We start from the raw sequence: 25313 nt of genomic DNA, 5'->3' as shown, positions 1-25313 counted from the left end.
TCTTAAACAACAATCAGCTTGTTGTTAATTTGCTTAACCATTTCCCTAAATCTTTATCAGACGGATTTCTTAATCGTTTACCTCCAATGGTTATTGTTGGAAAGTTTAGTTTTCCATTATCATAAAGCTGCCTTAATTTTTCAGCATAATCATCATTAACTTCAACATCCAAAAACACGTAATCTAAATCACGTGTTTCTAAAAATGTTTTATAGTATTGTGTTTTATGACATCTTTCGGCTCCATAAAGCTTTATGTTAACCTTTGGTTTCATAAACTACATCGTTTTTAATAATTCAATGGCTGCATCTGGATTTAAATGAAAATCTGAAAACACAACATTATCTTTTTTATCAATAAATAGAAACCATGGTGTCCCGCCTGTTTGATAATTTCTCATAACATTCGATATCGATTTTCCATCGTCTCCTGCATCATGTCCAAAAGGTATTTTTAAGTCGTATTGCTTTTGAGTCTCTATTATTTTCTCATAAGTATTCTCTTCATGACCTTCAAAAACAGTTTGTATGGCTAAAAACTCAACATTATCGTTGCCTTTTAATGCTTCTACCATTTTTTTTAAATCTGGTAAGCCTTTACTATGACACCCTGGACACCAACTTTGAAAACAATACACCACCTTAAACTTCCCTTTAAAATCTGATAGTTTTATTGATTCTGTTTTATTCCCCTCTGCATCAATCCATTGATTTACATTAAACTCTGGCGCATTAAATACATTTATATGTTCCAATTGGTTTGACATATAGCTATTTCTATCTTTAAATTTAATTTTCATTTGATACTACTTTAACTTATCCGCATGGAGCTCACGTAGTTTAACCAATTTAGGTGTTATAACAAAACTGCAATAGCCTTGTGTTTCGTTATTCCTGTAATAATCCTGATGTTCTTCTTCTGCTTTATAAAAAACATCTAACGCTGTAATTTCAGTAACTATAGCGTTTTCATAATATGGAGCGACTTCTTTTAACACCACTTCTGCTATTTCTTTTTGAGCAGTATCGTGATAATATATTACCGAGCGGTATTGCGTACCTCGATCTGCGCCTTGCTTGTTTAAAGTTGTAGGATCATGCGTTGTCATAAAAATGATTAAAATATCTTGATACGAAATCACACTTGAATCAAAAGTCACCTGTACAACCTCTGCATGTCCTGTTAATCCAGAACATATCTCTCTATAGGTTGGATGTCCAGGAACAGTTCCTCCAGAGTATCCAGATACTATTTTTTCGACCCCTTTTACTTCTTGGAATACAGCTTCTGTACACCAAAAACAGCCGCCTCCAAAAGTGGCTAATTGTAAATTTTCATTATTCATCTGCACCTCTTTCTATAACCATAGATTCTGAGTTAATACAATACCGTAATCCGCTTGGTTTTGGTCCATCTGGAAATACATGTCCTAAATGGGCATCACATGTATTACACATTACCTCAACACGTACCATACCAAAAGCTGTGTCTCTTTCGTACTTAATTGCATTTTCTTTAATAGGTTGCGTAAAACTGGGCCATCCTGTACCTGAACTAAATTTAATTGTAGAGTCGAACAATGCCGCATCACAACATACACAATTATACTTTCCTTCATCGTGGGTTCTACAAAGCGCTCCACTATGTGGTCGTTCTGTTCCTTTTTGTCTTGTAATTCTAAATTGCTCTGAAGTTAATTGAGTACGCCATTCTACTTCTGTCTTTTCAACTCGTTTGTCTGGAGTTGGATTCCCTTTTACGGAAAAGCTTATAACTTCTTTCCAAGTTAGCATAATAGATTTCCTTTCTTTTTTTAGTTAGTGAACTCATTTAAACAAGTTCAATTATGATATGCTTTTTCAACATAAAGATAGTCGAAATTTTATTCAGGAACTTACTATGCTTATCTTTTTGAAAGATTTGAAAATATGAATATCATTCACCTATTAAATTGATCATGATAAAGCTCCTTTTTTCTTTTCTATTTTGAAATAAATTTTAATCAACAAAAGGTATTAATATAATTTACGACAAATAATTACGTTTTACCGCCTTAAAGTCTTGTTAAATAAAGTTTAGTATTTTTACTAAACAAACTATTGAATATCTATGGATAATATAATAACAAAAGCTGAAATTTTCACAACTAATCTTTTAAACGAAAAGTTAGATACTGCTTTTTTATATCATAATTTAACCCATACGCAACGTGTTGTTGAAAAAGTAAAAGAACTAACCGAACAATGTGGCTTAACAGATTCTGAAAAAACCATTTTAACATTAACCGCCTGGCTTCATGATACTGGTTTTACCAAAGATGCTAAAAACCATGAAGATGAAAGTATTGTTATAGCTAAAGAGTTTTTGAATTCTGAGAATTATGCTGAAAAAGATATTGATACAGTATGTCATTTAATTTTGGCCACCAAAATTGGACATAAGCCAAAAAACAAATTAGAAAAAATAATAAGAGATGCAGATTGCTCACACATTGGCAGTAAAAATTACTTTGAAGTTTCCGAACTATTAAGAAAAGAATGGGAACTTGTTTGTAACCAAGTATTCTCTGAAAGCGAATGGTTAGATGAAAACATAAACTTCTTATCCACACAGCATCGTTTTCACACTAATGAAGCTGCTCTTAATTGGGAAAAAAGAAAAGGTAAAAATTTATCTGAATTACTTAAGGCTAAAAAAAAGCTTGATATTGAAAGTAAAAAACTTAAACAGAAAAAAGAAGAATTAAATTTTAAAAAAAATAAGGTTGAACTGCCAGAACGCGGTATTGAAACCATGTTCCGTGTTACTTTAAAAAATCATATTACCTTAAGTAACATTGCCGATACTAAAGCAAACATTTTGCTTTCTGTAAATGCAATTATAGTCTCTTTAGTCTTAGCTAATTTAATCCCTAAACTAGATAATCCCTCTAATGCTTACCTTATTTACCCAACTGTTATTTTTGTAACGGTTACAGTAGCCTCCATTATTTTATCTGTTTTAGCGACACGTCCAAATGTGACTAGCGGCAAGTTTACAAAAGAAGATGTTGCGAACAAGAAAGTGAATTTACTATTCTTTGGAAACTTTCATAAAATGGAACTCAAAGATTTTGAATGGGCCATGGGAGAAATGATGCAGGACAGAGAATACCTTTATTCTTCTATGAAAAAAGATTTATATTTTCTTGGTCTAGTTTTAGATAAAAAATACAAAATACTAAGACTTACTTACTCTGTTTTTATGGCAGGCATTATCGTAAGTGTTATTGCTTTTGCTATTGCTTTTCAGTATTCGGGAGCAAATGTTCTTTAACAAATAAAGCCATGAAACAACATTTCATGGCTCTATTTGTTCATTTATTTTTAATTTCCACCAAGATTATTCATCGCAACTATTTCATTTATACGTAATCTATAATCTGGTTTTTTTCTATTTTTTATATCAACAAATATTTCTGAATGCTCACTTTTAGAGTAAACATTAAAAAAAGCATCATTCCCGTACCAATTTTCTAAATCTTCATTATTACTATTATAATCTCTAAAAATATTTCCGTTACAATTATTAAAATACATCTTACTAAACTGAAGTTTCGCTAAATTCTCTCCATTAATTAATATATTCTCATTAAGTAGTACTGCAGGGCTAAAACCAGATATTACACTTTTACCAATTTCGAACAATGTATTTTCTCCTATATAAATAGACTCCTTTACCAATCCTAGCTTAATGTCTGAATCTAAGGTTTCTGTATCTGTCAAGAATGTTACATTATTTGCTATTATTGCTGTTCCTTTTTTAGAGAAATCTACATCTCCCTTCTTATCATATGAAACAACCTTCATACACCTAGAATCTACTCCATTTGAGGTATACGGAGACCTAATAGCTAATCCATTACTTAAATTACATTGCGCTCCATAATTAAATTTATAGTCAGTACCTGCCGATTTGAAAGAAACTATTTTCTCTAAATTAACTTCTCCCCCTATTACATTAAAAGAGTTACCTGCAGAATAACTTACCATAACATTATTTATTATAGTTTCGTTTCCTATGCCTGCTAATAATATAGCATTTGAAGCGTCTGGATTTTTCACCTTCTTCACCGCTCCTGCATATTCTATTCTTACATATTTTAAAATACCTGAGTTACTTTTTGGATTTGAGCCTCCAAAATTTGTGTTTTCATAGTTCTCTGGTTTCATATTTGAATAAAAAGAAGATATAGAACTTGTATTCCCTAATTTATTTGTAGGGGCATCACCTAATAATATTATACCTCGCCAATCTCCTGCTTTTTTGTAACTTTTATTAGATGTAAAAACTATTGGATCTGTTAACAAACCTTCTGCTACTATCTTTGCTCCCTTAGTAATAGTCAAAGATGCTCTCGTTTCTGCATCTGCCATAATTACTGTTCCTGGCTCAATACTAAGTTTCGCATTATTCGTAACAAAAACATCTCCTAACAGCTGGTAAACATTCTTTTTTAACAGCTTAGTATCTTCTGTTATATTGCCTGTTAATATATGACTACTTTCTCCATAATCTACAGTTTTAGGATTAAACTGTGTCCAGTTATTAAGCCAATTATCACCTTCTATACCCCTTTGTTGCGCACTAACCGTACCAAACATTAACATTAACAGTCCTATTATTTTAGTTATCTCTTTCATAGAAATATGTTATTATTAAAAATTAATTTTTATTATAGCCACTTACTTCTGTAAGTAAACAACATCTGTGCCATAAACAATTACTTTAACTGTTTATGTACTTAACTATATATGAATAATAAGCATTTATTAATTTAAAAACTAAGTTCAATTTATAGCTTATAAATTTTATGCCGATATAACCATATATTAAATTACACTTAACAAAACTCAAGTTCCAAACACTTGATTATTCGACAAAACGCTTATTATTTACGTTAAAATACGAAAAAATATATAAAAAAGTCTTTTTTCTACTAAATATTTTAAGATAAATCCTATAATAGAGGATTTAATTACCATAAAACAACCTTCTTATCCAATTTTCGAATAAATATAACGCACTAGATTCAATATTATTTTTAAATAAAAAAAGAGATGCAATTAAACTGAATAGTATCATTTATAACTAAAAAATGTGTAAGCACATAAGAAATCATGCTATACAGAAAACATCTTTATTCTTCTACGAAAAAGGACTCATATTTTCTAAGATTAGTTTTAGATAAAAAAACAAAGAATTAATTTACTCTCTTTTTATGAGAAGTATTATTACGAATTTTATTACTGGTGCTTTTCAGTATTTGGGAAGTTGAATATATTAGCGTTCATTTCCACTAATAGCATCTTTTTATAAAGTCTTTAAAATTACCTCCAACTATTAAATTTCGTGTTTTATATGTTTTTAAACTTTTTTCCATTTGAAATTTATCGGCTAGAGTTTCTGAATAATATTTATTCATTCCACAATTCGAACAAACAAATTTCACTTCATTTTCATCTTTTTCTTTTAAAAACCCTTTCATAACTACGCCTTAATCTCTTTCATTAAATCATCGTAAGTATAAAATGCTTTATCTTTTTCATTTTTATGATATAAAACACTTACTCTTAAAGCTTTAAGACCAGTTACCGCTTGTAAATCCTGTAACTCTAAAATCTCTACATCTGTATCTAAATAATGCTTAGATTGCAGAAACTTAATATACCTTAAATATTCACGTTCATCTTGTTTTTGAGAATATACAATCGTTATTTTACCCTTTTCTGTAATACGTTTTTTTGTCCCCTTTATGTAAGCCTTATCTACGCGTTTCTTTACAATTTCATATCTAGCATTGTAAGTGCCATCTACATCAAATTGTTTTTCATCCATTCTAAAACTTATAGATAATGGTTGATTAAAAACTAAAACCATTGAAGCCACATCTAAAGCTACAGGAAAATTATGCTGCATTTGATAATAAGCATTTTCCATTTCGCACATCACTTGTAATTGCCATAGTCTTAAATTATAAAGATAAATAGGATTGAATGACTCTTCTTTTGTAATAGATTCACCTATGTACATATTGTGTTCTACACCATCAGTTTTAAAACGCTCAAAATAATGTGGATACATAGCCTGAGCCTCTAGCTGCTTTTTATCTAAAAGCGAAGCCATTTCTTTGTTAATCATAACAATAGTATCATCGTACTGTTTTCTATGATTGTACAAAATATTTACTTTATCATCAATACTACTAAAATAAGAATCAATATGAGGCCTTAAGCTATCTGTAGAGTAAAGATGTTTAAGTACGGGCTCTATATCTTGCTTAAAAAATTCAGCTATATGCTGCTCGCTATCTACTTGAAAATTGGTTTTTAAATCTTTTAAATAATTCTTAATTTGATATATATATTGTTCATAAATTGGTAAAACCTCTACTTCTGAAGCTTTTTCAAAAATACTTTTAACTGCTTTTAATTGAAGCGTTAAATCTAATTGAGTTGCTTTATTTCTAGCTTCGGAAGATCCTTTAATATCTATTTGCCCATATAAAGGATAAATGTTTTCAAAATCTATTTTTTTGAAAACTGCTTTTTCTCCATTAAATTCTGCTTTAATATATTTCCTAGCTTCTTTTTCAAATCGCCATTTTACACTTGGGTGAATGGAAGTACATTCTTTTTGAATGATGGCTTCTATTAAATTTTCCTCTTCATTTTTAGATCGCTCTACTGCTGATACAATAAAAGGCATAACATCTACCAACTTATTAGCATTGATACTATTAAGCACTTGCATTTTATTGGATACTATTTCTATAACTCCCATTACCCCATCATCATTTGCAATGGGCGCAAAAATAGCACTTTTAATTCCTTGCTTATGTAAATTAGTAATATGTGGTGCTTGTTCTTTTGATTCTTTAAGTGCGCTATCTACATCTGAAATAGAAAAGAACTTATGTTCTTTTAGTAATCTATCATAAGACCAACAACATAAAGAATCCCTGCAATCTGCTTTTTCTAAATCACCTAGAAGAAAACTATTCATTCCAACACCATAAACACGCTCAAAAGTACCATCTTCTTCATTATATATGGAAAATCCGACTCTTAAATCGTTAATCCCAAAAAGAGATCTAAAAACTTCATGAAAGCCATCCATAAAATTCTCATCCTTTCGCTTATCTTCTCCAATTAGGTTAGACTTAATATTAGATATAGATTGATCATCTGTAACATCAAAAATATTTGAAACTACAAAACCATTAAATGTATAGCTATGAGGTGGAAATTTTTTTTTCCAAAGGTCTACATTTTCAAAATTATCCAATAACTCATTATAATCTTTCTGTGTTATTTTTGGAGCATTTTTATTTGGAATAATTTCACAAAAATCTGCATTGTATAATATTTTATAAAAGCGCATTATCCCATTAGCATCTGGTATTTCATAATAAAAGGGTCTATTAAGGTTTATATTATAACCATAGCAAAAACTTAAAATAACAGTACATGCAATAATATAGCCATCATCTTCAGGCATGTTTTTTATATTCAATTGAAAATCATCTCCTGCTATTCTAATTATATTTTTAAAGCGCTCCGAACAATTAAAATTCAAATCACGAAAAGGCACAGAAGCAGTTTTTATTTCATTTTTAGTTAATATAGGACTAAATGAATCTTGGAGAATAGCATGTATTTCCTTTTCTCTTTCTTTTAATATAGAAACATCACTAAAACCTTCTCTTAACTCTGGATATTCAGAAGCTATTTTTAATACAAGGTTAGCTTTAGCAGATATGAATTCATCTCCACCCTTAGACAATTCCTCATAATGTTTGAGCAACTTATTAAAACCAATTTTAAGTTTAAAGGGCGATTCAAAATTCTCATTAATATCCATGACATTAAATTTCTTAGAATAACAAAGTTACAAATTATTGATTAAGTCGATATAAACTAGACTATCTAACAACGAAATTGTTACATTGAAGAAAGTTATTTTTTTTCCTTATTATTATAACAATCACTTTAAAACTTTAACTAAACAAAAAAGCTTCTCTAAAACAGAGAAGCTTTTTTTATTATTTATGAGATTAAAAAAGACTATTGATTTCCTTTTTTATAATCTTCTAAAAACTTTGCTAAGCCTATATCTGTTAAAGGGTGTTTTAATAATCCTTTTATTGATGATAATGGTCCTGTCATCACATCCGACCCTAATTTAGCACAATCAATAACATGCATTGTATGACGAACAGATGCTGCTAAAATTTGAGTATCAAAAGCATAATTATCATAAATCTGTCTAATTTCAGCAATTAGATTTAAACCATCAGTAGAAATATCATCTAATCTTCCTATAAATGGAGACACATATGTTGCTCCTGCTTTTGCTGCCAATAAAGCTTGACCTGCAGAAAATACTAGAGTTACATTTGTTCTAATACCTTTATCTGAAAAATATTTACACGCTTTAATACCATCAGCAATAAGTGGTAATTTTACAACAATTTGAGGATGCAAAGCGGCTAATTTTTCACCTTCTCCAACCATACCTTCAAAATCTGTAGAGATAACTTCTGCACTAACATCTCCTTCTACTAAATCACAAATTTTCTTATAATGCGCTAAAATATTATCTGTTCCAGTAATACCTTCTTTTGCCATTAATGATGGGTTTGTTGTTACACCATCTAAAACACCTAATGCTTGAGCCTCCGCTATGTCATCTAGGTTTGCTGTATCTATAAAAAATTTCATTTGTTTATTTTTATTAAGCGTTTTGTTCTTTTAAATATTCCAATACGTTTTGGCATACTTTTTCTCCTGTAAAACCAAACTTATCGTCTAGTACTCCTGCAGGTGCAGAATATCCAAAATGATCTACTCCAAATACTTTTCCGTTATCACCAACAAGTCCTTCTAAATTTACTGGTAACCCTGCTGTTAAACCGTATAAAGGTTTATTTTTAGGAATAACACTATCTTGGTATGCTTTAGATTGAAGTCTAAATACACCTTCTGAAATTATGGATGCTATATTTACTTTTAAGTTTTCTTTTTCTTCAAGTAATTTAGCTGCTTCTATTAATGTTGATACCTCAGATCCATTCGCTACTAATACCACATCTGGATTTTCAACTTCTTTTACTAAATACCCTCCTTTTTCGGCAGCTAAAGCTTCCTTATATCTTGATTCTCCTTGAGCAGGAACATCTTTAATACCTTGTCTAGATAAAATTAATCCAGATGGTGTATTTGTGTTCTCTAATGCCATTTTCCAAGCCACGCTAGTTTCAGCAGAATCAGCAGGACGCATTGCTAAGAAACTATTTTTACCACTGTGGTTTTTAAGTTTCTCTAATAAACGTATTTGTGCTTCTTGTTCTATTGGTTGGTGTGTTGGTCCATCTTCTCCTACTCTAAAGGCATCGTGTGTCCACACATATTTAACTGGCAACTCTTGTATACCACTTAAACGGATAGCTGGTTTCATATAATCTGAAAAGACAAAGAACGTTGCTACAACTGGAATAATACCTCCATGTAAAGCAATACCATTTGCGATACAAGCCATTGTTAATTCTGCAACTCCTGCTTGTAAAAATGATCCGCTAAAATCACCTTTTTGTAATGCTGATGATTTTTTTAAGAATCCATCTGTTTTATCACTATTTGATAAATCTGCAGAAGACACAATCATGTTCTCTACATTTTCAGCTAAATACGCTAATACGTTAGATGAAGCAACTCTTGTTGCTAAACCTAGTTTATGTTGAATAGATTCAAAATCTAATTCTGGAAGCTCTCCAGATAAGAAGAAATCTAATTTATCTGAAAGTGCTTTATTTTCTTTTTTCCAAACATCTATTATTGCTTTCTTTTCAGCTGCTTTTGCTATTTTCTCTTCTATTAAATTTTTATAAAAATCGCTTACATCTTCATAAATATCAAATGGATTTTCAATGCTAGCTCCTAAATTTAACAAGGTTTTTTCGTAATCTGCACCTGTAGCTCCAATAGGCTGACCGTGCAACTCACAGTATCCTTCAAACATACTTCCATCTGCTGCTACACAACCTTTACCCATAATAGTTTTACCTATTATTAATGTTGGTTTTTCAGTCTCATTGTTTGCATCTGTTAGTGCTTGTCTAATTTCATTATGGTTGTGTGCATCAATAGTAACTACTTTCCATCCCCATGCTTCATATTTCGCAGCTGTATCTTCACTAGTCACCTCATCTGTTGATGTAGATAACTGAATATCATTAGAATCGAAAAACATTATAAAATTACTCAACCCTAAGTGACCTGCTATTCTACCTGCTCCTTGAGAAATCTCTTCTTGAATACCTCCATCTGAAATAAAACCATATACTTTATGGTTAACCCAATCTCCAAATCTAGCTTCTAAAAATTTAGTAGCAATTGCGGCTCCAACACCCATTGTATGGCCTTGACCTAAAGGTCCAGATGTATTTTCTATACCTCTAGCAACATCTACTTCTGGATGACCTGGAGTTATAGATCCCCATTGTCTAAAGTTTTCAACATCTTTTTTCTCATAATTCCCTAAAAGGTAATATTGAGCATACATTAAAGTAGATAAATGACCTGCATCCATAAAAAAACGGTCTCTAAAAGGCCATGTCATATCCGATGGATCATAATTAAAAAACTCTGAGTATAAGATGTGCATAAAATCTGCACCTCCCATAGGACCACCTGGGTGACCTGAATTTGCTTTTTCTACCATGGCAACAGCTAATGCTCTGATATTATCTGCCGACTGCTGATCAATTTTTTTATTCATTTTTTAATTATGGTTAATATTTAACTCCTTTTTAATGTATGATGTATTTCTAAATAAATATGCCTGAATCACTTAAGCTTTTTTAGCTAAAAATTCTTTTAAAGAATCTAGAAAAATATTTTTTGCAAATATATAATCTTTAACTTGTTAGGGCTTACTAAAATTCAAATAATTTAATAATTAAGTATTGTCTTCTATAAAAGACATGAGATGTCTTTATAATATAATTCTTTCAATTTTTCGCAAGACCTAAATATTACTACAATTTTATTGAAAGCAAAAACGCCTTTTGTTTTATTAACAAAAGGCGTTTTTAGTTGCAAAAAAAAAGACCATCTCTTGAAATAGTCTCTTTTAATTTTATTTATATTTAACTTATTCTTTAACAAACTTCTTAGTTGAGATTCCTTTTGGAGATCTTAACTTTATAATATAAAGCCCTTTATTTATAGAAGATACATTTAATTGATCTTTAACATTTCTAACTGACAATACCGTTTTTCCTAATAAATCAATTATTTCTACCTTTTCTAAAACTTCTTTAGTATTAATATTTAATACATTACTTGTTGGGTTAGGATACATACCAAATTCAAAAGCATTGGCTTTTCTTGTTGATAGTGTAGTAGCACTATTATCTACAGTAAGACTATTTATAAATATCGCGTCAATATCTCCATGGGATAACATTTGATAACCCCAAGTCCAGAAATATATTCCACTCCCTGTTATTCCTGCATACAATTCAGGATCAATACCAGTAGTTGTAGAAACAGCACTCCCATCTATTTTAGCACTTAAAGTAGAAGTTGCTGCACTTGATTTAACTGCAATTTCAATGGTAAACTCATACTCTGTATTTACGTTTGCTGCAACTGTTATAGGAGTAGAAAATGGCGCACTACCATTCGCTCCATTTCCATTTGCATTATTAGGCTGTGTAGTTGTATCAGATTGAGAACTGATAACAAAATCAGATCCATCATATACTACTCTAATACCTTCTCTATCATGAAAATTAGTTAAATTATTATTACTTTTAAATCCAAAAAAGACTAAACCATTATTTACAGCTGTAGTACCTAAATTTTGACCATCTCTTCCAAATACAACCGTCATTTTTGCGGATATAAAGTCTCCATCACTTGCTGTAATAGCCCTATCTAATACTGCTCTTTTCCAATTAGCTCTGTCATGTCTTATTTGGTTATTAGCGTTCCCTACCCAAGAAGGGTCACTATTCCAATCTGCATTATTACCTACAGGGTCTCCTGCCGGAAAATCTGTACTGTTAAAATCTGTTGAATAAAACTGAGCACTTGCAGTTATAGCAAAAGCAAACACCATCATTAAAGTAAAGTAAGTTTTTCTCATAATTATATGTTTATTAGAATATTAGTTTTATTTAAAGGTATTTTTTTTTAAATTTCTATTCATATTCTAAATTACCCCAAACCTATACATAATTACCAAAAACAAAGGTCAAACAATTACTATTCATTAATATTATTATTAAAAAAATAAAATATCCTCAAAAAAAAAAAAAAAAACATCTCTAGTCCTGAAAAAGTTCATAATTGACACTATTACTTATTCTATTAAAAAAACTGGGTAATAAAAAAAATTTCACCCCCCTTTAGTATAAAGCTACTAAAGAGGCGGAAACCGAAAAGCCTTTTAATAGAGTAGGTATTCTTAAAACAAATTAATTATGAAAACAAACAAACTACTTTTTACAATTCTTTTTACCTGTATTTCTTTTACAGTCTTGAGTAAAAATATCGAACCTCCATTAAAAATGAACATTGAGAACAATATACTCGCTTGTAACCCTCCTGGTATAAATGGTTTATCTGGATCGAGCATAATGTGTTTAAGTAACCAAAATACATTTACATTTAGTTGGACTCCTAATAATTCTTACAAATTTTACGCTTACCAATGGCTATTACTAGATGCACAAGGAAACATAATGGGGCAAGGAAAGATTACACAGGCTGCACAATCATACAAAACGTTCACAATAAATGAATTTAAAGCGGTTAAATTTAAAATAGCAGTTATTTATAATTGTAGTTATTCACCTAAGCTTGGTACTATTAGACAAAGAGGATCTTGGAGTGTACGGGATTTTAAAGTCATTCGCGGCGCTATTCCAATTACCGCTATTACATCTATAGGATCTTTTTGCAAGACAGAATTAGTAAAATTTACAGCATTACATGGTTCTAGTACTCATAGCAGCTATATTTGGAACATTAGTTTTGGAGGAATACCCTCTCCAACACCACTGCCTTCAACCATAAACACAGGATGGATTGAGGTACCACAAGCGTATTCTGGTACAGATCCTATAACTATTTTTGTTACACCAGTTAATAACCTTTGCGGAAATGGGCTTACATATTCTAAAGTGATAACTCCTGCATCAGCATCTACACCTAACATAAGTAATCTAAACATAACAGAACCAACGAAATATTGCCCTGGTAAATCTAACGTATTTAAGGCTCCCCTTTTCTCTGGAGCAGAGTATAAATGGACCATTGAACGCTACTATTTTAATTCATCTTATGGTAACCGAACTTCGGAAACAGGTTTTGAAATGAATGAAGTTCGTCCAGATTTTGGCTCAGGAAATCTTTATGGAACAAGCACTGTTAAAAGCATTAGAGTCTCATTACAGATCCGAAATGGATGTGCCCCATGGTCCAATCCAATCTCTACTCCCTCGATTAATGTTTCTTATGGTCCATGTAATTTCATCAATAATATTAGTAATTCACTAAAAGAGATAAGTAAATCCAAAACAGATTTACTTAATGTGGACATATTCCCTAACCCAAGTAATACGGGTATATTCAATATAAACGTAACAGGTATAGAAGGTAACAAAAAGATTCAGGTGTACAATAATCACGGAAAATTTATTGATAATAAAACTATAAATAGCGACCAATCTGAACTTGATTTATCAAAATACCCAAAAGGGTTATATTTTGTTAAAATATCTAATGGAACTCAACAAAAAATACAGAAAATATTTTTTTAGAACGGATAATATCTCCGAGTAAAAATAAAGCTTATCCTAGATATAAAAAGGATAGGCTTTTTTTATTTCTAACAAAAACACTTACAGAAGAAACGACAACTTTCTCTTTTTATCCCATTTTTTCATGTATCGTTTCAGCGTGAAGGATAGCAGTGAAAATCCCACAGCCTGAGCTTTTTTTTAAGCGAAGTGCGAGGAATTGTAACGGATAGCCTGACCCTTGTGGTCACGCCCAAACCTTATTTAAGAGAAATTTGCTGTACACCCAAGAAAAGCACACCTTATTCAAAGTTTCTTTTTCATATACGCTATTCCCAATAGTAATAATCCAACAACAAGAATGTATATCCATAAAGACGTTTGAGTATTGACAGATAGCTGTATTGAATCTGTATTACCATGTAACACTAAAGCTCCCCAAAAAAAAGGTGATGTTTCCGAACCTTGATGATTTCGCATATAGTCAAGCTTAGCTCTACGTAATGCCGAAGATTTAGATATCCCTTTTTTTAAATAACTATAAAAATTAAGGATAATTTCATTGCTGGATTTCTCATTGGTATTCCATAGTGAAGAAACTACACTTTTGGTGCCTGCATGAAAAAAACCTCTATTAATACTCATAATTCCTTCTCCTGCCCGTAATACCCCAATCCCCGTTTTACAAGCATCCAAAACGACTAATTCTGCTTGGTTTTTGATAAAGTATAATTCATTGAGATATAATTTTTCATCATAAAAAGCGATCCAAGGATCTTGATCACTCATGGAATTAGCATGTGTAGATAAATGGATTGTCTTGTAGGCGCTTGATATTTTTATAAAATTGCTTTTGGAGGCCTTTTTTTCTGTAAGCATATTGCCATTAAATAAAGATCGGATTTTCATCATTTTTTTTTCGCTCAATTTTAAATCAACAAGCTCATGTTTCTTGAAATGTATGGGAGCAAAACCAATAAAATTTTTAGAAGGAAATCGATCTACCTCATCAATGTTCTTGGATAATGACATTGAATAAAGGTAACTAATTTCTAAATAATTAATAAGGTTATTATCTTCAAGAGTCATAGAATCAAGACTAGTCACTAAAGTTTCAAACGGGACATACTGGAGTTTATGATCTGGAATAATAACCATTTTGTTGTTCTTATACACCTTAGGATCTTCTATAAAAGGGAATAATTTTTTAAATATACTAAATGATACTATTTTATATGTATTCTGATCTTCGATAGAGAATAAGGGCTCATGTAAAAGTTTATTTAGAGTTCGTATTTCTTTTTGTAAAATTGCAACATTAGGGACTCGGAATAAGTGGCTTGTGTTAAATGACATGTACATGCCATATCCTTCGTTTTCAGAGAGGATATATTGAACCATAGAGATATTACTTTCTTTAATTTTTTGTTGAGCTTCTTTATAAGAGATTAGATTAACTTCTTTTTTATAATTGTAATAACTAGGATAATCCTTTTCTAGAGATTTCAAGAACTCCTCGTACTTCCTTTTTTTTCTAAAAATTAATGATCGCCTGTCTTCTTTTGTAAAAGTGTCAGTTAGTATTTTTTGACTAGCAAATAATACATCATGCTTTATCGAATATTCTTGTTCTTGTAATGTATCTGATAATCCGCCTAGTTTTTTAGCTTCTTCATGATTCAGATTTTCGAGTAATGATAAGGATTTGCTTTTTTCCATAAAATAAAAAGCTTTTTCAGATTCATTAAGATGATAGCAAATAGCTGTAGCCAAAATATATAAATCGACTCCCTTTTTACGCCAAAAAAACTTAGATTGTTGTTCATAGCTTTCAAAGCGAATAATATCGATTAGTTCGTCTGCTCTTTGTGTCGTAGCTAGTGCATGTTTTAAATATTCTTTGTTTTTAGTTTTGAGATAGAACTGTAACCAAGCATTGGCTTTATCTTTTAAATCATTAACTAAATCAATTTTATTTATTGAAGAGAGAAAAACTTCAATGGACGGCAGTTTTTTGTAGTCAATACTTGCGTCTGAATCTATATTATAATTAATAGCTTTTTGATAGTGCGTTAAAGCTTGAACATATTTTTTTTGCTGTAAAAAATAATCTCCCAGATTATCAAATACTGATGCATGAAAAGGAGCATATTCTAACGCTTTTTGATAATATTTATATGCAATTTCAGGCTTGTAGCCATGCATGTGTATGTACCCTAAATTATTGTATATTTTTGCAATGTTTAAAGAATCACTTTTTTCTAAATTCAAGCTTAAATACAAGGCTTTATTATAATGACAGATGGCTTTATCAAAGTCCTTTAATTCGTCATAAATACTACCATACCGGTTGTAAATAATGATTTTAGTTTTTATTAATTCTTGACCAGATAGATGGGTTATTATTTTTTCAGTTTTTTTTAGATACTCGATAGCTTTATAGTAGTCTTCCGTTTCATTAATTTTAGAATATACTCCAGAAATACTTAAATAGACACGGTACAGTTCTTTATTGAGCCTTATATTATTTCGTTTAATGATCATGTATTCTGCTTCTCGCAAATAATCCAACAACTTGTAATAATCTCCTCTTTCGATAAACAACTGAGCCAAACCTTCCGTATAGGCTTTAACCGTAAATTTACCCTTAAAAGGTTGATTTATCAAGGTTTCAAAAGATTTAATAGCATTGGTTTTATCTCCAGAAGAGGCGTAGTAATACGCAAGATTGTGGTAAGTATTATTAACTAATTGAGGCAAAGAATCAATAAATTCTTTTTGGATTTCAATGGCTTTACAACCATTAATAATAGCATTTTTATAATCTTTATTTTTATAATTTAGTTTGCTATAAGAACTATAGATATGACTTAGCTGGACACTATCAATACTTGATTTTTCTAATTCCAGAAGTTTGTTAATTTCTTTAATTTTAGTCGAGTATAATTCAATAGATTTTTCTATTTTCTCGTAACGCTCCTTTATAGAATATTTAAAGGTTTGTGCATTTCCGGAATAAAATAATAGACAATAAAAACCAAAAATAAAATAGAATTTTGGCTGTAGGTTTAAACTTTTGTTCATTATAAATGATTCTTAGAGACCACCTAAAAGTATAACTTTTAATAGGAGTTAAAAAAGCTATTCATAGATCGTTTAAAATAACTTTTCTTAAAAACATATGCATACAAACTATTTTATAATTCTATTTTTATATACCACTGGAAATAAATTCGTCGAATTAAAAACCCGAGTATTAATAGCTAATTGATTAAGTATCTGTGATGGGGTTTTATGCCCCTTTAAAAAATACTTCATAGCATAAGCTGTCACATATGGAGTTGCATAAGATGTCCCACTTACAAAATAAGTAGTATTAGTAGCATGGTTATAAAAAGGAATACGATCTCCATTCGATAAAAAATCAACACTACATTTACCATAATTAGAGAATTTAGATTTAACTATATCATTATTACTCTTATAATAACTTCCTATAGAGAGTATATTTTCATGAATAATTGATGACGGAAAATGCTCCAAATCATCATTATTATTATCATCATTTCCTGCAGAAGTAAGATGCAAGATTTGTGAATTTTCTAAAATAAATATAGAAAGCAAGTCACTAGGGTGTTTGTACCAACCAAAACTCATATTAATAATAGAAACTTCAGGTTTGCTAATCACATATAAATAACTACATAGAATATCAAAGGTGGTCCCCACTCCAAATTTGTTAAACGCTTTTACAGGGAGTATTTGATAATTATCAATACCTTCATTTTTTAGTTTATTCATAATAATATTAGTCACAATAGTTCCATGACCATTATCATCAAATATATTATTATCATGATTTACAAAATCCCATCCTGATACCTCTTTAATACATGAAGACATATTAGGAGTATTGTTGTATAAAAAAGGTTGTATTTGCCCTAATGATGTAAGATTAATCCCTGTATCTATTATTGCTACCGTCACAAGTCTCTCTCCAATAGGCTTGATAAAAGAAGCTATAAATCGATTTGATTGATTAATGATAGTATTAGATGGTGTTGTATTTTGATTAGGATAAATAAACTGATAATCTACCCCTTCTACACCACCTTCTTGCACAATATCATCTTTTCTTCCTTCAACATCAATTCCAGATGGGAACACCCATTTTTCTATACGCGTATTATTACAATTACATGTTTTGTAACTAGTTATCTCGTATTTTACTCTTAAAGATTTTTTATACGCTTCTGCTATATCTTTTTTATATGCTATAATTAGCTCATTATCTAATTTTTCTGGATACTTTATACTCTTTCCCTTTGCATAAACAGCTTTTGAAGAAGATACCTCTTTTTTTAAAAAAATTTGATCATCTTCACCCTCACTACAACTTATAATAAAAAAGAATAACGTAATAAGTTTAACAAAGAATTTAATACTTTTCATATAAACAGGTTTTAATATTATTTATATAATGGTATATAAATTAATTATTTATTACCCAAATTCTATATGTCAATTTTACGAACTAAAGAAAAAACTGTCTTATTATTTATATTTTTCGCACTTATATTTTTTTAGATTTGTAAGCATATATACACATGTGTATTATAACACCATCGAAAAATCAATGAATACGAGTGAGCAATTTATAAGTGCTTTGTTAGAACAAGATAATAAGATTATTTCTGAAATATATGAACGTTTTTTTCCGAAAACATTGAAGTTTGTTAGTCAAAATCAAGGGACTCTAGATCAGGCTAAAGACATTTTTCAAGAATCATTATTATATATTATAGTAGGAGTTCGACAAAGAAGATTAAAAATCATCTGTTTTGAAGCCTATTTATTTACAATTAGTAGAAATATGTGGAGAAGAGAGCTAGAACTACAAAAAAAAAGGGTAATGAATCAGCGAGTAGAAACACTAGTAGATAAAGAAGTAAATTTTGCAATATTTATGTTAGAGCAAGAACAAATGGAATTATATAGGGAAAAGTTTAATCTCTTGTCTGAAAATTGCAAAGAGATTCTTTCTCTTTTTTTTAATGATGTTTCCTATGAAGACATAATAAAAGAGTTATTATATGCCAATATAAATACCGCCAGACAAAGAATTTTTAAATGCAGAAGGAAACTTTTAAAAATAATAAAATCCGATGCACGATTTAATAAGATAAAGACGAATAATGATGGAATTTAACGAAGAAACATATAACCAGATAGATGATTATCTACGAGGAGTAATGGGTAAAAATGATATACTCCTTTTTGAAGAAAAGATGAAATCAAATGATTTGCTAAAAAAAGAAGTCGCTATTAATAAGTTACTCAAATCAGCTATAAGCAATGATATAGAAAGAGAAATAAATCCTGATATATATGAAAAAGAAGAGGTTTCTAAAATTAAATTATATCGCAATAGTTCAGAATTTATTGAAGCTAAAAAAACCATTGAAGAATCTGCCAAACAATATTTTGAAAGAACAGACCCAAAACAAAAGACGATAAAAAATAAGCTAGTTTACTATGCAAGTATAGTCGCTGCCGTACTGCTTATTTTTTTAACTATTAGATTTACAGGAAACCAAGAACCTCAGAATTTATATAATGATTATAAGGATTGGGATGCACTTCCTTCTTTAATTGTACAAGGCCATACAAACCTATTATTGTCTAAAGGAGAATTATTATTTGAAGATCAAAAATATGATGATGCTATTTCCATCTTTATCCAATTTTTAGAGCAACAAAAAAATCTTGGCAATTTTAAAACTCACCCATATGTTGTTTCTTACACGGGAATTTCACATTTAGAACTAGGAAATTATCAAGAGGCATTAAAATATTTTGACCAATTAGAACAAAGTAGCACTATTGATTATTCTAGAGCGTATTGGTATAAAGCTCTATTATATATTAAAAAATCGAATACCCCGAAAGCTAAAGAACAATTAATGTTAATTCTCAAAGATGAAAAAAACTATAATTATAGCAAGGCTAAAAAGGTTTTGAAAAAACTATTATCTAAGAACGGTTTATAAGTAGATTATGAATTTAATATGATACAGCAAAGCCTATCAATCACAGAATTTAAAAATAAAAAAGCTTTTTTGTTAAGGAACAACATTTCACCTTATATCCTCTAGGAAAAATCATACTTCAATATTTATATAAAGTATTAGAGTAAAAATAAATATTAGCGAATTTTTCAGTATTCCATATACTTACTAAACCTCTCAACTCAAAAACATTTCCTGTAAATGTACCCACAGCACAAATTAATGTAGTAAAGTACTTACTTTCAAATTATTAATATTACTAGGTAAACATCAAAATTCTTTATCAGTAATCTGTCCTAATAAAAACAGACGATGTCCTTAAAATTTCATTTTTAAAAGTAAAGTCTAGCCAGCTCTTAATTTCATCTTCTGAAATTAAGACATACCCCTCTCCTTTTAATTTTTTTCAAAAATTTATCAAAAACCCCGTCAAATATTCATTTATAAATACCCAATTTTAATTATTCACTAATTAAGAAGAATTCAATACATTAAAAAGAATTTTCTTCTTGTTATGAAGAAAATTCTTACTAATTTTAATGAAGCTAATAACCAACATATATACAATATGCGTCACAAACAAAAAGTTGTAGACCACAAAACCGCATTAAACAAAGAATATGATGCTGTTATTGTAGGTTCAGGGATCAGTGGATCCATAGTTGCAAAAGAATTAAGTCAAAAAGGATATAGTGTCCTTATTCTTGAAGCAGGTCCAGGTAAAGATCTTACTATCTCGGGTTACGAAAAGTACATAAATCAATTTTACTCTGCCGTATCCAAAGACAACAATGCTCCTTACAAAAGAAATCCTAACGCTCCAATGCCAAGAAGCGTTGATGTAAAAAAACTTGAACCAGGAAAACCAAATACAGACAGTTATTTGGTTCAAAACGGCCCTTTTATAAGTGATTTTACTTACTCCAGAGTAGTAGGCGGAACGACTATGCATTTCGAATCAAAAACACCTAGAATGCTTCCTGAGGATTTCAATATTCTTACCAGATATGGTCATGGTCTGGATTGGCCCATGGAATATGAAGACTTAATGCCCTATTACAGAAAAGCAGAATTTGAAATGGGAGTTTCTGGTGATGTATCTTCTCAAACTTTTTCTAATGAAAAAGCATATGAAGATGATTACGTATTCCCTATGCTAGAAATGCCTCCTTCATATTTAGATCAATGCGTTGCCAAAGATCTTGACGGAACAGAAATTAATGTTGCAGGAGAAACCAAAACATTAAAAATACGCACTTTTCCACAAGGAAGAAATGGTATACCCAATAATGACTATAAAAAATTCAATAATGGAGAGCTTTTTAAACCTGTTGGTGCCGTTAGTGAACACCAAGCAGAAGAAGGAGAACGCTGCCAAGGGAATAACAATTGCACACCAATTTGTCCTGTACAAGCAAAATACGATGCTCGTAAAACACTAGCCAAAGCATTAGAAAATGGAGGGGTAGATATTCTACCACAAACTGTTGCATCTAGAGTTGTTATCGACCCAGTTACTCAAAAGGTATCTGCTATTGTCTATAAATCCTATGAAGATATAAATTCTGAAAAGCACACAACAGGTACCATAACTGCAAACTTATTTATCCTTGCTGCAAATGCTGTAGAGAATGCAAGACTCATGCTAGCTTCTGGTCTTAATGGTAGTAGTGATCTTATGGGACGGAATCTTATGGATCATCCATATATATTAACTTGGGCGCTCTTACCAGAAGTAGCAGGAACAACAAGAGGCACTATCTGTACCTCAGGAATCAGTGATATTAGAAATGGAGATTTCAGAAAAGAACAAGCTGCTTTCGCTGTTGACATACATAATGACGGTTGGGGTTGGGCAACAGGCTCTCCAAATACAAATCTCGAAGATATAGTAGATAATAAAAACAAATTCGGTAAAGAACTACGTAATGAATTAGTCCACCAAATCTCTAAACAACTCTTGCTAGCTAATATGGTCGAAATGATGCCAGAACCTAGTAATAGGATAACTGTAGACCCCAAATACGTTGATAGACTAGGCAATCCAAGACCAATAGTCACTATGCATCTTCCAGAATACACCATGAAAGGAATAGCTTTCGCTCGCCAAATGTCAAGACAAATTTTTCAAAGGTTAGGAGCCGAAGATTATTCAACATACAGCACCGAAGATTATGGATATGTAGAATATAAAGGAGAAGGTTATGCCATTAGAGGAGGAAACCATCTAGCAGGAACCCATGTCATGGGAACAGACCCCAGTAATTCCGTGGTAGATGCTAATCAAAAATCTTGGGATCACTCAAACTTATACCTTGTAGGAGCAGGAAGCATGCCTACTATAGGCTCATCTAACACAACATTAACAATGGCAGCTCTTTGTTTTAAAAGTATTGATGCCATGGTTAATGATTTGAAAGAATTACAAGCCTCAAAACAAACAAGTAAACAACTTTAAAACATTACAATAAAATGCAATTACACCAAGTAGAAACAGAACATTTACATCCAATAGAAACAGTAGATGATCTAAAATTTTATCTATATACCGCTATACAACTAGAACATGCAACTATCCCCCCATATCTTACAGCTATGTATTCTATACATCCAGGTACTAACAAAGATGTCTATGATTTAATACGAGTTGTTGTTGTAGAAGAGATGCTCCATTTAACCTTAGCTGCAAACCTTATGAATGCTATAGGAGGAATTCCTGACCTTACAGGAGAAGGCTTTGTTCCATCATACCCTACATATTTACCCAATGGAGAAACCGATTTTAAAGTAGGTTTAGGTAAATTTTCAGAAGAAACCATTGATACTTTTTTAAATATTGAACGCCCTCCTCTACCCACCGATTCCCTAAAAGGAGGTTCAAAACACAGCTTTGGACTTACCAACACAAAAAGGTCTAGAAAATTATTAATTCCAGCTTTTAAATCTGCAGATGGCGATGAGCTACATTTTTATAGTATTGGAGAATTTTATAGAGCAATTGGTGATGGTATCACAAAACTAACCCAAGAATTGGGAGAAGAAAACGTATTTACTGGTGACCCTAGCAAACAAATAACACCAGAATATTATTATTCTGGCGGAGGCGAAATCATTCCTATATATAACGAAGAAGATGCATTAGCTGCAATTCGATTAATTTCTGAACAAGGAGAAGGTCACGACGGTGGTATTTTTGATTACGAAGGAGAACTTTCTCATTATTATAGATTTCAACAAATAAAACTTGGTCAATATTACCACGAAGGGGACGAGCCAAATGCTCCAAGTGGAGGACCACTTGCCATAGATTGGGATTCTGTATATCCTATACAAAGTAATCCACGTATTACAGATTATCCAGAAGGTTCAGAATTAAAAACTGCTGCTATGGACTTCAATATCTTCTATAAAAACTTTCTGGAACAATTAACAATAGCATTAAATGGTCAACCTGATCAACTCATTAGTGCTGTTGGAGGTATGTTTCGTATTAAAGAAATGTCTTATCAATTAATGAGAAATCCTATTTCAGACGACAATGAAAACACTGGCGCACCAACTTTTGAAATTGATGCAATATCATAATCACAAAAAGGCTTAATTATTATGGAAACTTATCAAGAAAATTTAAATGTTTTTTTAGACTTATCTGTTGTACTTACCGATTTTTCTTCCTACGAATTACAAGGAACAGGCCAATTAGAAGCCTATTATAGTACAATTATCGATGTTATTGGAGAATCTAATATGGTTGAAGTTTTAGATGCTTTTACTTTAGCAAAAACAAATGCTAATGGCAATGAAACCGAGCTCGAAAAACAAATACGAATTCAATTATTAAGTAATGATAAATTAGGGCCAATTACCAGAAATATTATTAAAATGTGGTTCATTGGTAATTGGTATCAACTTCCCAATATCTGGAGAGAGACCTACGGAGCGTATGAAAAGGACGAAACTTTCGTGGTATCCGCAATAGCTTATACAGAAGGTCTTCTATGGCCAACTATTGGCTCTCATCCCCCAGGAGCAAAAGCTCCAGGCTACGCTACATGGATAGATGCCCCTCAAATTTCAAAAGTATAAAAGAGTTTAACACAATTAAACAATACAACAACACTATGAGTAACGAGCCAAAAGACGTATTAAGTTATTTAAATGATGGCGAAATCAAAATACCTTTTTTTACAAAAGTAACTCTTGCAGATAAGCAAGATGATGGTTATTGGATAGAAGCTGTAGACATTAATGGGAACGGAAAATTAGACATTGTAACTTCTGGATTAGCAGTAGGCAAAGTCGTATGGTACGAAAATCCATCTTGGGAAAAACGAGAAATAGCCGACTTCCCATTACCTGTAGCCATAGAAGTTGGAGATGTTACAGGAAATGGAACTCAAGATTTAGTAATTTCACATAACTATGGAAATTGTATGTTTTGGTGCAGACCAGAAGATGGTAAAATTTCATGGTTAGAAAACCCTGGAACTTATGAAGATGATGAACACTGGAAATCACATTTTATAACCGACTTAATGGCAGCACACCGCCTGCAAGTAGGACATTTTACAAAAACAGACAAACTACAACTCATGGCACTCCCTGTAGTAGGTTGCAAACCATATGGAGAAGGTGTTCATGACCCTGTAGCTATGACTTTATTTGATATTCCTGAAAACCCAACTTCGCTAGATAAATGGGACGGCGAAATTATTAACAATGCCAATTTTAGAGTTATTCACGGCGTTGTAAAAAACAAATTTGGAGGATACTCTGGACCCGATAACCAATCTGTACTTCTTGCTAGTGAAGAGGGAATTAATTGGTTTTACTTTGATACTGAAAATGGAGAATGGAAAATTGTACCAATTGGAGAAGGCGACCAAACAGGTCAAGCTGGTCAATTTAAAGGTAGCGGCAATGTAGCTTATGGTCGAATAGGTGACGATCCCTATGCATATATTGCAACTATTGATCCATTTCATGGAAACTTAGTCACGGTATACACCAGAAAACCAGGAACAAACCTTACAGATCATCCTTGGAAAAGAACAATCCTAGATACTTTTGGTGATTTTGATTCAGAAACACAAGGACCGGGTCACCATATTATTACAGGTGATTTTGATGGTGATGGTGATGATGAATTTCTAGTAGCACTCAAAGGTCCTTTACCTCATCAAGGTGTGTATTACTATAAAGCTATTGATGTAGAAAACGGACTTTTTGAACGCTGGAGAGTATCCTCTGCATCTGCTGCTCGAATTGTTATTGGTGATTTTAATGGAGACGGCAGGTTAGATTTTGCTACTACAGGATATTATACTCCAGGATATTATTTATGCGATAATTCGCAGGTAAATGTATTTCATAACGCTTTTGCAGACTTAAAATAA

20 protein-coding genes are annotated in these 25313 nt (G+C 31.2%); 8 read left to right on the top strand and 12 right to left on the bottom strand.

Annotated elements, in window-relative coordinates; all coding sequences use genetic code 11:
- Nucleotides 1–13 precede the first annotated feature (13 nt).
- Genes A8C32_RS09850 through msrB form a run of 4 tightly spaced genes read right to left on the bottom strand, consistent with a single transcriptional unit; the run spans nt 14 to nt 1793 of the window.
- Entirely contained in the window at nt 14–274 is a 261-nt protein-coding gene (locus A8C32_RS09850; protein ID WP_069830267.1) for a glutaredoxin family protein, read from the bottom strand.
- 3 nt (nt 275–277) lie between these two features.
- Complete coding sequence (locus A8C32_RS09845; protein ID WP_240491726.1) at nt 278–799, bottom strand: peroxiredoxin family protein; 522 nt, start codon at nt 797–799, stop codon at nt 278–280.
- Nucleotides 800–805: 6 nt separating this feature from the next.
- The gene (msrA, locus tag A8C32_RS09840) at nt 806–1345 is read right to left on the bottom strand and encodes a peptide-methionine (S)-S-oxide reductase MsrA (RefSeq protein ID WP_069830265.1); all 540 of its coding nucleotides are present in this window, start codon (nt 1343–1345) and stop codon (nt 806–808) included.
- The gene (msrB, locus tag A8C32_RS09835; RefSeq protein WP_069830264.1) at nt 1338–1793 is read right to left on the bottom strand and encodes a peptide-methionine (R)-S-oxide reductase MsrB; all 456 of its coding nucleotides are present in this window, start codon (nt 1791–1793) and stop codon (nt 1338–1340) included. The genes msrA and msrB overlap by 8 nt, the downstream gene beginning before the upstream one ends.
- Nucleotides 1794–2109: 316 nt before the next feature.
- Between msrB and A8C32_RS09830 the strand changes: the two genes are divergently transcribed.
- On the top strand, nt 2110–3315 hold the full coding sequence (locus A8C32_RS09830; RefSeq protein ID WP_069830263.1) for a Pycsar system effector family protein: 1206 nt from the start codon (nt 2110–2112) through the stop codon (nt 3313–3315).
- 50 nt (nt 3316–3365) lie between these two features.
- On the opposite strand, the gene A8C32_RS09825 is transcribed toward A8C32_RS09830, so the two are convergent.
- The 6 genes from A8C32_RS09825 to A8C32_RS09800 all read right to left on the bottom strand — a co-directional run bounded on the left by A8C32_RS09825 (nt 3366) and on the right by A8C32_RS09800 (nt 12192).
- Nucleotides 3366–4682, bottom strand: a complete 1317-nt coding sequence (locus tag A8C32_RS09825) for a hypothetical protein (protein WP_069830262.1) — start codon at nt 4680–4682, stop codon at nt 3366–3368.
- 656 nt (nt 4683–5338) lie between these two features.
- The gene (locus A8C32_RS09820; protein WP_069830261.1) at nt 5339–5527 is read right to left on the bottom strand and encodes a hypothetical protein; all 189 of its coding nucleotides are present in this window, start codon (nt 5525–5527) and stop codon (nt 5339–5341) included.
- Between the two features lie 2 nt (nt 5528–5529).
- Nucleotides 5530–7902: a GAF domain-containing protein gene (locus tag A8C32_RS09815; protein ID WP_069830260.1), complete on the bottom strand. Its 2373-nt coding sequence runs from the start codon at nt 7900–7902 to the stop codon at nt 5530–5532.
- Nucleotides 7903–8105: 203 nt separating this feature from the next.
- The gene (fsa, locus tag A8C32_RS09810; RefSeq protein WP_069830259.1) at nt 8106–8762 is read right to left on the bottom strand and encodes a fructose-6-phosphate aldolase; all 657 of its coding nucleotides are present in this window, start codon (nt 8760–8762) and stop codon (nt 8106–8108) included.
- A 13-nt stretch (nt 8763–8775) separates the two neighbouring features.
- Nucleotides 8776–10818, bottom strand: coding sequence for a transketolase family protein (locus tag A8C32_RS09805; protein ID WP_069830258.1), 2043 nt, complete (start codon nt 10816–10818; stop codon nt 8776–8778).
- A gap of 375 nt (nt 10819–11193) precedes the next feature.
- Entirely contained in the window at nt 11194–12192 is a 999-nt protein-coding gene (locus A8C32_RS09800; RefSeq protein ID WP_083253311.1) for a T9SS type A sorting domain-containing protein, read from the bottom strand.
- Nucleotides 12193–12529: 337 nt separating this feature from the next.
- Here A8C32_RS09800 and A8C32_RS09795 point away from each other — a divergent pair, with 337 nt between their 5' ends.
- Nucleotides 12530–13870, top strand: a complete 1341-nt coding sequence (locus tag A8C32_RS09795; protein WP_069830256.1) for a T9SS type A sorting domain-containing protein — start codon at nt 12530–12532, stop codon at nt 13868–13870.
- Nucleotides 13871–14155: 285 nt separating this feature from the next.
- Here the strand turns inward: A8C32_RS09795 and A8C32_RS09790 are convergent, their stop codons facing one another.
- Entirely contained in the window at nt 14156–16933 is a 2778-nt protein-coding gene (locus tag A8C32_RS09790) for a CHAT domain-containing protein (RefSeq protein ID WP_069830255.1), read from the bottom strand.
- A gap of 108 nt (nt 16934–17041) precedes the next feature.
- Nucleotides 17042–18301, bottom strand: a complete 1260-nt coding sequence (locus A8C32_RS09785; RefSeq protein WP_069830254.1) for a S8 family serine peptidase — start codon at nt 18299–18301, stop codon at nt 17042–17044.
- Between the two features lie 184 nt (nt 18302–18485).
- Between A8C32_RS09785 and A8C32_RS09780 the strand changes: the two genes are divergently transcribed.
- From A8C32_RS09780 to A8C32_RS09755, 6 genes are all read left to right on the top strand, one after another.
- On the top strand, nt 18486–19058 hold the full coding sequence (locus tag A8C32_RS09780; protein WP_069830253.1) for an RNA polymerase sigma factor: 573 nt from the start codon (nt 18486–18488) through the stop codon (nt 19056–19058).
- A complete protein-coding gene (locus A8C32_RS09775) occupies nt 19048–19899 on the top strand; it encodes a tetratricopeptide repeat protein (protein ID WP_069830252.1) in 852 nt (283 codons plus the stop codon). The genes A8C32_RS09780 and A8C32_RS09775 overlap by 11 nt, the downstream gene beginning before the upstream one ends.
- A gap of 532 nt (nt 19900–20431) precedes the next feature.
- Nucleotides 20432–22375 carry a GMC family oxidoreductase gene (locus tag A8C32_RS09770; RefSeq protein ID WP_240491725.1) on the top strand — a complete coding sequence of 648 codons (1944 nt, stop codon included), beginning with the start codon at nt 20432–20434 and terminating at the stop codon, nt 22373–22375.
- A 14-nt stretch (nt 22376–22389) separates the two neighbouring features.
- Nucleotides 22390–23502, top strand: a complete 1113-nt coding sequence (locus A8C32_RS09765; protein WP_069830251.1) for a ferritin-like domain-containing protein — start codon at nt 22390–22392, stop codon at nt 23500–23502.
- Nucleotides 23503–23523: 21 nt separating this feature from the next.
- Nucleotides 23524–24003 carry a hypothetical protein gene (locus A8C32_RS09760; protein WP_069830250.1) on the top strand — a complete coding sequence of 160 codons (480 nt, stop codon included), beginning with the start codon at nt 23524–23526 and terminating at the stop codon, nt 24001–24003.
- Between the two features lie 35 nt (nt 24004–24038).
- Nucleotides 24039–25313 (top strand): FG-GAP repeat domain-containing protein, encoded by a 1275-nt coding sequence (locus A8C32_RS09755; RefSeq protein WP_069830249.1) that lies wholly within the window; start codon nt 24039–24041, stop codon nt 25311–25313.

Origin of the sequence: Flavivirga aquatica (assembly GCF_001747085.1) — a bacterium.
In the GTDB taxonomy this organism is placed as follows: domain Bacteria; phylum Bacteroidota; class Bacteroidia; order Flavobacteriales; family Flavobacteriaceae; genus Algibacter_C; species Algibacter_C aquatica.
This window is presented reverse-complemented; position numbering and strand designations above follow the sequence as displayed.